11 protein-coding genes are annotated in these 9,810 nt (G+C 41.6%); 2 read left to right on the plus strand and 9 right to left on the minus strand.

Translation table 11 applies throughout. The annotated features are described in order from the left end of the window. Positions 1-106: 106 nt before the first annotated feature. The 3 genes from H6G40_RS07470 to H6G40_RS07480 all read right to left on the minus strand — a co-directional run bounded on the left by H6G40_RS07470 (position 107) and on the right by H6G40_RS07480 (position 3,687). Positions 107-2,170, minus strand: coding sequence for an ABC transporter ATP-binding protein/permease (locus tag H6G40_RS07470; protein WP_069474629.1), 2,064 nt, complete (start codon positions 2,168-2,170; stop codon positions 107-109). A 219-nt stretch (positions 2,171-2,389) separates the two neighbouring features. Continuing rightward, positions 2,390-2,644, minus strand: coding sequence for a DUF7219 family protein (locus H6G40_RS07475; protein WP_069474630.1), 255 nt, complete (start codon positions 2,642-2,644; stop codon positions 2,390-2,392). A gap of 98 nt (positions 2,645-2,742) precedes the next feature. Continuing rightward, positions 2,743-3,687 (minus strand): NAD(P)/FAD-dependent oxidoreductase, encoded by a 945-nt coding sequence (locus H6G40_RS07480; RefSeq protein ID WP_069474631.1) that lies wholly within the window; start codon positions 3,685-3,687, stop codon positions 2,743-2,745. 97 nt (positions 3,688-3,784) lie between these two features. Here H6G40_RS07480 and H6G40_RS07485 point away from each other — a divergent pair, with 97 nt between their 5' ends. Together H6G40_RS07485 and H6G40_RS07490 are read left to right on the plus strand one after the other, a co-directional pair. Then, positions 3,785-4,612, plus strand: coding sequence for a YaaW family protein (locus tag H6G40_RS07485; RefSeq protein WP_002775797.1), 828 nt, complete (start codon positions 3,785-3,787; stop codon positions 4,610-4,612). Position 4,613: 1 nt separating this feature from the next. Further along, complete coding sequence (locus H6G40_RS07490; protein WP_190537479.1) at positions 4,614-5,888, plus strand: O-antigen ligase family protein; 1,275 nt, start codon at positions 4,614-4,616, stop codon at positions 5,886-5,888. Between the two features lie 147 nt (positions 5,889-6,035). On the opposite strand, the gene H6G40_RS07495 is transcribed toward H6G40_RS07490, so the two are convergent. The 6 genes from H6G40_RS07495 to H6G40_RS07520 all read right to left on the minus strand — a co-directional run. Continuing rightward, positions 6,036-6,932 carry an AEC family transporter gene (locus H6G40_RS07495; RefSeq protein ID WP_069474633.1) on the minus strand — a complete coding sequence of 299 codons (897 nt, stop codon included), beginning with the start codon at positions 6,930-6,932 and terminating at the stop codon, positions 6,036-6,038. Positions 6,933-6,981: 49 nt separating this feature from the next. Beyond that, on the minus strand, positions 6,982-7,557 hold the full coding sequence (locus H6G40_RS07500) for a Uma2 family endonuclease (protein WP_190537480.1): 576 nt from the start codon (positions 7,555-7,557) through the stop codon (positions 6,982-6,984). Positions 7,558-7,700: 143 nt separating this feature from the next. Continuing rightward, a complete protein-coding gene (locus H6G40_RS07505; protein WP_002734383.1) occupies positions 7,701-8,042 on the minus strand; it encodes a HepT-like ribonuclease domain-containing protein in 342 nt (113 codons plus the stop codon). Continuing rightward, on the minus strand, positions 8,029-8,337 hold the full coding sequence (locus tag H6G40_RS07510) for a nucleotidyltransferase family protein (protein ID WP_002733690.1): 309 nt from the start codon (positions 8,335-8,337) through the stop codon (positions 8,029-8,031). Before H6G40_RS07510 ends, H6G40_RS07505 begins: the two co-directional genes overlap by 14 nt. Positions 8,338-8,383: 46 nt before the next feature. Beyond that, positions 8,384-9,244, minus strand: a complete 861-nt coding sequence (locus H6G40_RS07515) for a formylglycine-generating enzyme family protein (protein ID WP_069474635.1) — start codon at positions 9,242-9,244, stop codon at positions 8,384-8,386. A 319-nt stretch (positions 9,245-9,563) separates the two neighbouring features. After that, positions 9,564-9,810, minus strand: a 247-nt coding sequence (locus H6G40_RS07520; protein WP_190537171.1) for an IS30 family transposase, incomplete at its 5' end; no start/stop codon positions are given.

A 9,810-nucleotide genomic window follows, 5' to 3' on the forward strand; every position in this document is an offset into this window, starting at 1 on the left:
ATCAGTTATCAGTTATCAGTTATCAGTTCACTGAGAAAACTCCCCACACCCCACACCCTACACCCCACACCCTACCCCCACGAAAAACTTTTTCAGCAGCCCCTAGCTATATTCTCACCCATTTTAAGGTTTTTGGGTCTTTATCGTAACGATAATTAAAACCATCTTTGGCAGTAATAATTTTACCTAAACTGGCACGACTCCGGACGTTACTTAAAGAATAATCAGTTAGGGACTGCATTTGTTGATGGGACAAACCTTCGGCTATTTCAGAAACTCCGGCAATTTCCGCATCATGCTCAGTTTTAACCTCAGACAAAGTCTCTATTTTTACCGACGAAAAATTTTCTGATTTTTTTGACATCATCACTAGGTTATTCACTTTTTTGCGCTGATAATCTTCTACAGTTGACAGCTGCCAATGGGAATTTTCTGTTAACTCTAAGACCCATCGATGATAATTAAATAAACTTTCCCGATGACCAACACTAATAAAGGTGGTTTCACTTTCCTGTAATTGCTGATATAAGCTGGCTTCATTGGCCAAATCTAAAGCGCTGGTTGCTTCATCTAAGATAGTAAAGGTAGGTTTAGTGATTAATAGTCGAGCAAAAGCTAATCTTTGTTGTTCTCCGAGGGATAAAATCTGTTCCCAATTGACTTGTTTATCTAAGGTATTTTTGTCAGTTAATAAATGTTGCAGGTTGACTTTTTTTAAGATGTTTTCTAATTCTTCATCGCTCACCTGCTCATTGGTATGGGGATAAAGTAATTGCTGGCGTAAAGTGCCAAGGATAATATAAGGACGTTGGGGTAAAAATAACATTTTAGCTAAAGGAGGACGAACTAAACGACCACTACCTGCTTTCCATAAACCGGCGATTGCTCGTAACAAGGAACTTTTTCCTCGACCACTGGGGCCAATAATCAGTAAGCTTTCTCCCAAAGGGACAGAAACCGATAAATTTTCCACAATTACCTTTTCATAATCGGGAGTTTGTAGGGTAAAATTTTCAAAAGCTAGACGATTATCTTCCAGGGTGGTAATACGACTTAAGTTTTTCGGCTCTTCACTGGCAACTTTTAAGGCATCTGTCAAGGTAGCTAACCGTTCAATATAACTTGAAACTTTACCCGATGTTCCCCATTCAGTAATTAATTGTCCCAAGGCATTAGAAAAAAGGAAACAGCATAAACTCGCTTGACTTATTTCCCCATAATCGATTTCGTTTTTAATAAACATCGGGGTCAAAATAAACATTGAAAATACACTAATCGCTGACTGATAACCTCGATTAAAAAGATTATTAAACCGTTCCCAATTGATCAGTTTTTCCGAGCTTTTAATAACCCGTTGAAAACGGTCTTCAATGATTTTTTCTTCCTGCTCTTCTCCCTGAAAAAAAGCAATTGATTCGGCGTGGTTACGCACATGGGTTAAAGCATAATTATAATCAGCTTTATTATTAAGCTCCGATTGATTAATTTTGTTTAATTCTTGAGTTAGATAAATTGCTATGAAATTTCCTGCGATTGTATAAATTATTAGATAAACCGCAATTTGCCGAGAAATTGTCCAAAGAATAATCGCAAAAGTAATCATTTGCAACCCTTTTTCCACGAAGGTGATTAACAACCTTAGGGTCATGGTCGTAATTGGTTCAATTTCTTGAGATAATCTTTGATCGGGATTTTTTAAAGCTGAGGTAAAATCAATGTTATAATAAGCGCGATCATTGAGATATTTTTTAACGGTTTGTTTGGTTAACCACTTATACCAATCCAATGCCACTTGACGACGAATAAATTGAGAAAAAGCAAATAACCCCGTTGTTCCTATAATCAACAAACTGGATAACCAAAGCGTATTTAGATATTTAGAAAGATCTCTATCTTCAATAATAATATCGAGTACATAACGATTCCAGTAGCTACTAAAAGCTTCTACCCCGACTGTTGCCAAGATACTTAAAAGGATCAAAGCTGACATTCCCCAAGAAATGATCACATCTCCAAAGGCACGTCCATTTAACTCCGTTGGATACCAATAGGGTTGAGCGACAATTTTTAGGCTTTCCCAAAATTGACCAAATAGTGAAAAGGGATTATTGGCGGACTGGTCGGACACAACAGGGTTTTCCGTTGCTTGTTTAGTAGTATATTGAGGCATCTAGATCCAATTGGCAGTTCTTTTACTGTTCTCTTGACAACTCGCTATCATATTGTAGCGGCAGAATTACCCGCTTTTGTCTTTTGTTGACATTTTTATCTAGAAGATGAAAGCCAGCTATGGTCAGAAAGCTCTGACTTGACTAAGAACTACTTGACCCACTTTTGTTACTGTGGCAGTCTAGATGCTGTTTACTGGTCACTGAAAAACCCCCTTCTCTCAATCTCCGTCATCCTCAAAATGATTAGCTAACAGGAATTTTTGACTGGTATTCAACTTTTGCCAAAGCTGGTTAATTTTCTCGTAAGCTTCCGTGGAGGTAAGCTTTCCCCCACTGTGTAAACCAGCGATAAAAGAGACTCTCAGGGCGAATTCCTGCAAATTAGCGTTAAAAACTAAATTTTGTGGCGTGAATAAACCCCTGTAGCTGGTTTTAGGGTAGAGAAAGTTATCTTTAGAATTGAATTTTTCCATTGTTACCGACCCCCCAGTATAGGATATCTACATTATTATATATTTAAACTTTTGTTAACTTAGGCTTAACCTAAGAATTTAAACCTGTCTCTAGATTCTTAAGAGAGTAGCTGCTGAACTTGATTAGCTGCCGCTATCCCAGAAGTTAAGGCCGTTTCTAGGGAAGAATTTCTCGATAAATCTCCCCCTTGACACCAATCACCACAGGCAACTAGAGGTAAAGGACTATTAACACTTAAACAGGGTACAGCTAAACCCTGACGGACTAAAGCATAACGCCAACGGTGCAGCTGAGACCAATCGGGGAGAGGCAAAGAAGCACGAGAGAGCAAATCTAGCTTAACTGCTTCTAAATCCTCGCTATCGAGATATTTAACCGCAAAATCGGCACTACTATGCACAACAAAGACATAATCAGGGGATGATTGCCGTTTACTGCTATCAAGTCCTAACCAAGCGATATCGGTGGAGGGAGCAACTGCGGGTAAAGAATCGCCATAACCCGCCATTACCGTTAAACAGGGATCGTAAACGATTGATCGCAATTCTGGCATAGTAGTTATATGAGAGTTTTCTAACAATAACGCTGCTTGCGGGGCGGGAATAGCCAGGACAATCACCGAAAACTCCCCCCGAATTTGACCGTTATTGTTTAAAACCCATTTTCCTTGACGATTTTCCAGACGAGTAACCAGAAAATCTCGTTCAATTTCTAAACCTTGAGCTAAAAATTTCGCCACGCTATTCATGCCAGAAGGAGCAACATAGCTAGAATCAAACCAAGAAGTAACTATATTCTCTCTCAGGAGATTATCAATTAAAGCCGCCGTTTTTTCCCCCTGAATAGTCAAAAAAGGCAAGCCATGATCCACAGCGATCTCTTGATTAGCTCGATTAACCCGTCGCGTGGCTAAACGACCACCAATGCCTCTAGACTTATCAAATAGCTTAACAGTATAACCTCGATCGCACAACTGACGAGCGCAGGTTAACCCGGCTAAACCCGCACCAATGATCCCAACCTTAATCGAAAAATTTGTCACTAGCCTTCCTAATCCTGTGAACCCTTGAGTTAATATTAGTAGTAATCAGCACTAGCGAAACTAAGTTGATTATTGGGGCTGAGGAGGAGAAACCACATTGGACGAACTACGCACAGCTTTGGAGTTAGCCACCGAGGAGGAACTACAGCAAATCACTAACATCCTCTTTTGCCGTCGTTTTAACCCTCTCGATTATCTACGAGCGCCGGACGCAATCGCCGTTCAAAGTCAAGATTGGGATAGTTGGTTAGATAGCGTCGAGGATCGTTTTCGTTATTTGGCTGCCGACGGTGTGACAGTATTAAAAGGTCAAACCGAAAAAGTTAGTTATCGTCAAATTCTCGTCCGTGTCTGTCATTTCCTCAAGGTTCCCTACTCCCAAAAAATGCCGACAACGGAAATTGAAGCGGAAATCTATCTTCACCTCGTTAACAAAGCTTGGAAACGTCTCCCCCCATCGGAACAAAAATCCCTCTCGATTCAAATTCAAAAAGCACTCGCGGATTCCCACACTCCCCAACCCTTACCGGTTCACCTACAACACAATCCCCTCGATATAGTCCTCAAAGGCGGCAGCGTCATCGCCGTTAATTCTATCCTGAAACCGATTCTGCTCAAACATATCGCCTGGCAGTTCGCTCTCCATTTTGCCCGCTATCAAGGGGCAAAAACTGCCCTAGTCCAGGGTGGGACAATTGTTAATCAAATCGCCCTACAAACGGCTAAACAGGGCATGACTAGAGCGGCAGCCCGCTACGGAGCCGTCAGAACCGTGTTAAGTTTGGTAGGACCGGCTCTATGGGGTTGGTTTATTGCTGATCTCGGTTGGAAGGCGATCGCCACTGATTACGGCCGGATTATCCCGACTATTTTTGCTCTTGCCCAAATTCGTCTGACTCGTGAGGATTGTTGGCAACCTGCATAACATGAAAAAGATTTTTTGTCAAGGGTGGGAGTGGAATTTAATACTTTTTTCAGTTTTTATCGCCATGGTTCTGCCGGAGTTGGCGGGTATCGGCATTATTATCGTCTTAATAAGGGTTTTTACTGGCAATTTTCGGGCAATTATCCAGTCACGTCTCAATCAAGGTCTCGGTATCGTCACTCTTTGGTTAATGATTAGTGCCAGTCTTTCCCCAACTCCGGGGGATGCTTGGATTGGTTTAGGAAATTTTCTGCCTTTTTTCTTCTTTTTTAGCAATATTCGGCAATTAATTAAAAAACCCTCTCAATTGCGTCAACTAGCTTGGGTGATGGTTATTCCGTCGGTTTGGGTAGTGGTGATGGGATGGGGACAAATTTTTCTCGGTTGGCAAAAACTGGAAGCATTAAAAGGGATTTTTACCTGGCCCTACGGAGCGGGGGGTGAACCTTTGGGGCGGATGTCTTCGGTTTTTATGTATGCTAATCTTTTGGGGGCTTATTTACTGATAACTCTGATTTTAGCGCTCGGTTTATTAATTCTAACTTGGCGGCAGTGGCACAGACAAAGAAATACCCTTTTAAATCTCAAAGTCGGGTTTTTAACTTTAACCATATTTATCGACAGTGTAGGGCTATTTTTAAGCAATTCTCGCAATGCTTGGGCCTTAGCCTTTTTAGGTTGCCTAATTTTCGCCCTTTATCTGGGTTGGAATGCCTTAGTCGCTGGTTTTGTCCTCTTGGGGGGGGTGATTTCCCTTGCTTCTTGGGGACCAAATCCTTTCAGGGATAGTCTGCGTTTTTGGGTTCCTAGGGCGATTTGGGCGCGATTATCCGATGAAATGTTCCCCAATCGCCCTCTAGCGACTCTCAGAGCAACTCAATGGCGTTTTACTCTAGAAATGACCCAAGAAAGACCCCTATTCGGTTGGGGATTACGCAGTTTTACACCTCTCTACGAAAAAAGTCAGGGATTATGGTTAGGTCATCCCCATAATTTATATTTGATGTTAATGGCAGAAACGGGAATTATCGGCTTAATTTTGTTGTCTGTTTGGGTGGGTTGGATTTATGCCCAAGGGGTGCGTTTATTTATCTTTCTACGGCAACAAAAAGCCGGGGGGGAGTTAATTATCTTTACCTATCTGGTTGCCTTTGGTGCTTGCGTTTTATTTAATCTCGTCGATGTCACCCTCTCCGATGTCAAGATTAATACTATTGTTTGGCTTCTCTTGGCTGCTATTGCTGGGGTGAGTCAAAGGTTAAATTATGAATTATGAAGTGAGAAGTGGGGTGTGGGGTGTAGGGTGTGGGAAGTGGGGAAGTGGGGAGTTTTCTCAGTGAGCTGATAACTGATAACTGATAACTGATAACTGAATACTGGCTCCCCAAAACGAAAACTTCGCACCTCACCATTAAGATAACTGCTATAAATAGACTTTTAATAACCAAAGAAAGAAAGGAATAGTCAGAAAACTAGCAAGGGTAGTGACCACAACTGTGCGGGCCATTAAAGCTGCTGAACCACCGAATTCTGTGACTAAAATGACGGTATTAACGGCGGTGGGCATGGCACTCTGTAGGATAAGAATTTTTAGATCCATACCAGTTAATCCTAAACTATTGCCGATCGCAAATGCCAAAAGAGGAGCGACTAAAAGACGCAAACCGGCCCCTAATAATTCTAATTTACCGATCGCTAATTTTTGCTGAGATAATTGAATACCTAGGATAATTAAAGCCAAAGGAATTGCCGCTTGTCCCAGATAGCTAATACTTTTATCTAATTGCAGGGGAAGATGAAAAGAGAAAGTTTGAAAGCTAATGCCGATAAAAATTGACCAGATTAAGGGCAAGCGAAAAACTAGGCGAAATCCTGAAAGAAAGCTTTTTCCTCGCAAATAAGCGGGACTAATACCAAATAACAGAATACTAGAACCAATCATATAGATTATCGCTCTTTCCAGTCCGGCCGCACCCAGGGCAAAACTAGCCACCGGTAAACCCATATTACCGTTATTGGGCATCACAGCGGCAGCCATGAGGCTTTTGCGGGTATCGGCATCGAGACTGAGACAATAGGCCATAATTTCGACGACAATCGCCATTACCAGTGAAATAAGGGCAAAGCCTAGGAGAATTAAACCGATATTGTTGCCGGATAAAGTGGTGCGATAGAGTCCATCAATCACCAAAGCGGGAGCAAGAATATACACCGTGATTTGGGAAAGGGAATGCACTTCCACAGTGAGAACTTTTCCTGCTATCACACCGATGAGGATGATAAAACCCACTGGAATAATAGCGGAGAGAATAGCAAGCATTAATCAAGTAAAAAGTAAATAGTACATAGAAAAAAACTGATCTGATTTTTTAACAGATTTCTGTTATATCTTCATATAAAGATTTGATCGCACAGTGAAAATCGATACTAGCTAGATAAATATCTGCTCCTTTGCTGTAGGGATAAAGAACCCAGAATCCTTCATCATTGCGACGAAAACAATCCACACTGATGCGTTCTTGACTGATAAGAACGTATTCTTCTAAAGTTTCAAGGGAACGATAGTCGGCAAATTTATCGCCCTGGTCAAAAGCAGCCGTAGTGGGGGATAATACTTCTACAATCAAGCGCGGATAACGGATAAAATCTTCCGAGAAAGACCGATTATCTCGCGAGTCGCAAGTGACCACAAGATCGGGATAAAAATAACTATTAGCTATTTCTAGACGAACTTTCATAGCTGTGGCATAGACAAGACAACCACTACCCCGCAGCCGGTTTTTTAAAAGTGTGGCTAAGTTGATAATAATCATACCATGGGCTTTACTTGCACCAGCCATGGCGTAGGTTTGACCGCGAATGTATTCGTGTTTATCCTTGGCTATTGTCTCCGTTGCTAAATAATCTTCCGGGGAAAGATAGTTATGGTCAAAGTTAGCAATCATTTGGTTAAATCACCTTTATTGTCTCTAAAATCAATTCTAACTCTCGATCGAGGAGCGGTACATTTTTAAAATTTGACCAGAAGTCTGATTTAAAGTTAGTATTTCTCTTTCATTTTACCGAACCTTATCAAAGATATCACTAATCAAGTATCTTGTGTGGGCAATAAAGGTATTAACAAGTTCAATAGTTCAGGAATATTGCGTCGAATAACCTGCCAGACGATATCAAGATCGATCCGATCATATTGATGGGCGATAATATCTCGCATACCGGCGATGTCGTCCCAAGGAATTTCTGGATGTTGTTTACGAAATCCAGGGGATAGGCGCTTGGTAGCTTCTCCCATAATAGTAATTTGATAGAGAATTGCGGATTGGGTGCGTAAATCCGATTCTAGTAGTTCCCGATCCAGCTGCTCGGCAAATTGTTGAGCTAATTGACCTGCTCGGACAATATCTAGTAAAAAAGCCTTATCCCGCCACATAAATCACTTGCGCTGTCCCTAAAATCTCTCGTTGACGAATCCAATTATGACTCTGCTCGATCGATTTTTTCGTTAGCAAATCAACTTTCCGTCCCAATAAATTCTCTAATTCCCGTTTCATCCTCGAAAACTCCAGAAGTCCCCAAGAAACACTATCTTGGAAACTGACCAGTATATCAATATCGCTATCTGGACGAAAATCTTCCCGCAAAACCGATCCGAATAAACACATTTCAGATATCTGCCATTTCTGACAAAATTCGCTGATTATTTGCTGGGGTAGTTCTATTTTCAATTTTTTCACCTCCCTGTCACCAGTAATCAGTGATCGGTTTTCAGATTTAAGGAGAATTATCGCTAACGACACGAAAACCAATATCATAGAGTCCAGCAGTAGCCATAAATTTGACTCGGTAGGCCGAGCGACATTTGTTAGGGCCATCATTCCAGGAACCCCCGCGTAAAACTCGTCTGTCCCTATCTTCTATTGTGGCTGCTTCGTAGTTATCGCGCCAGTAATCTGCACACCATTCCCTGACATTTCCGTGCAAATCGTAGAGTCCGAAAGGGTTAGCGACGGCAAACATTCCCACCGGTGTGGTTTCCCTGCGATCGCAGCCTAGGGAACCTTCCCCATAACGACCAGAACTGCACACTTTGCCGCCATAATCCCAGTCCACCCCGGAATAGTTGGCTAAATCCGTGGAAATTGTCGGGCCGAAGTGGAAGGGGGTGGATGTACCTCCCCGACAAGCGTATTCCCATTCTTTTTCTGCGGGTAAACGATAATTCAGTCCGGTGAGACGGGATAGGCGATCGCAAAATTCCACCGCTTCCCACCAGTTAATTTGTTCTACGGGGCGATCATAACCTTCAAAATGGGACGGATAGGGATTAAGTTCAATATTTACTGCTTCTAATTTTGCCACCTCGCGCCATTGTCGTTGGGTGATTGGGTAGCGACTTAGACAAAAAGCCTGAATATTAACCGGAGATTGGGGACTTTGACTCAATTTCCAGCCTAACTCGCTTTTGGGCGCACCGATGAGGTATTGACCGCTAGGGATAAAAATCATTTCTAAAAAGGTTTTTTTGCTTAAAAAATATTGATAACCTCGATTAGTGACTTTTTCCCGTTTAATTTTCTCACCTTTGCCATTAACAGTGACCACTTCATCGATAAAATCTAACCATTCTCCCATTCTGCACCCCTCTATCAGTTATCGGTCGATCGGGTTAAGCTGCGAGCCTAGAAAAATCTCGAAACCTACCAGTTATAAGAATAACAAGACTTCGATCGATTACCCGAATTAACTCTTGCTGTTTTTTTCCTTACTAGAAAATTAGAAAAATGGTATAACTAGGCACGGAATTGCCCCAAGTTGCCTCTAATTCATCGATCACAAAAGATACGTCCAATAGATCATTTACAAAACTTTAATTTTGTGTAGTTGATCTTGACAGTAGAGCCTCCTAGCGATATATACTAGAAGAGGTTGGATTCCGTAACAATCGGCCAATTCAAGTCTGAATTGCATCACTGTCTGATCTACCTTTATAGAATACCTCATTCGGGGTACGATAGTCAAGACATTTTCGAGGACGATTGTTAATCAAGTTTACGGCTCTTTCCACCTCCTCTGGCTTAACGATTTTAAAATTCGTTCCCTTGGGGAAAAATTGTCTTAACAGTCCATTGGTATGCTCGTTTAATCCCCTCTCCCACGAATGATAAGGAGTAGCAAAATAAAAATCTGCTCCTAGTTTC

This window comes from Microcystis viridis FACHB-1342, from assembly GCF_014698335.1.
Classification (GTDB): Bacteria; Cyanobacteriota; Cyanobacteriia; order Cyanobacteriales; family Microcystaceae; genus Microcystis; species Microcystis ichthyoblabe_A.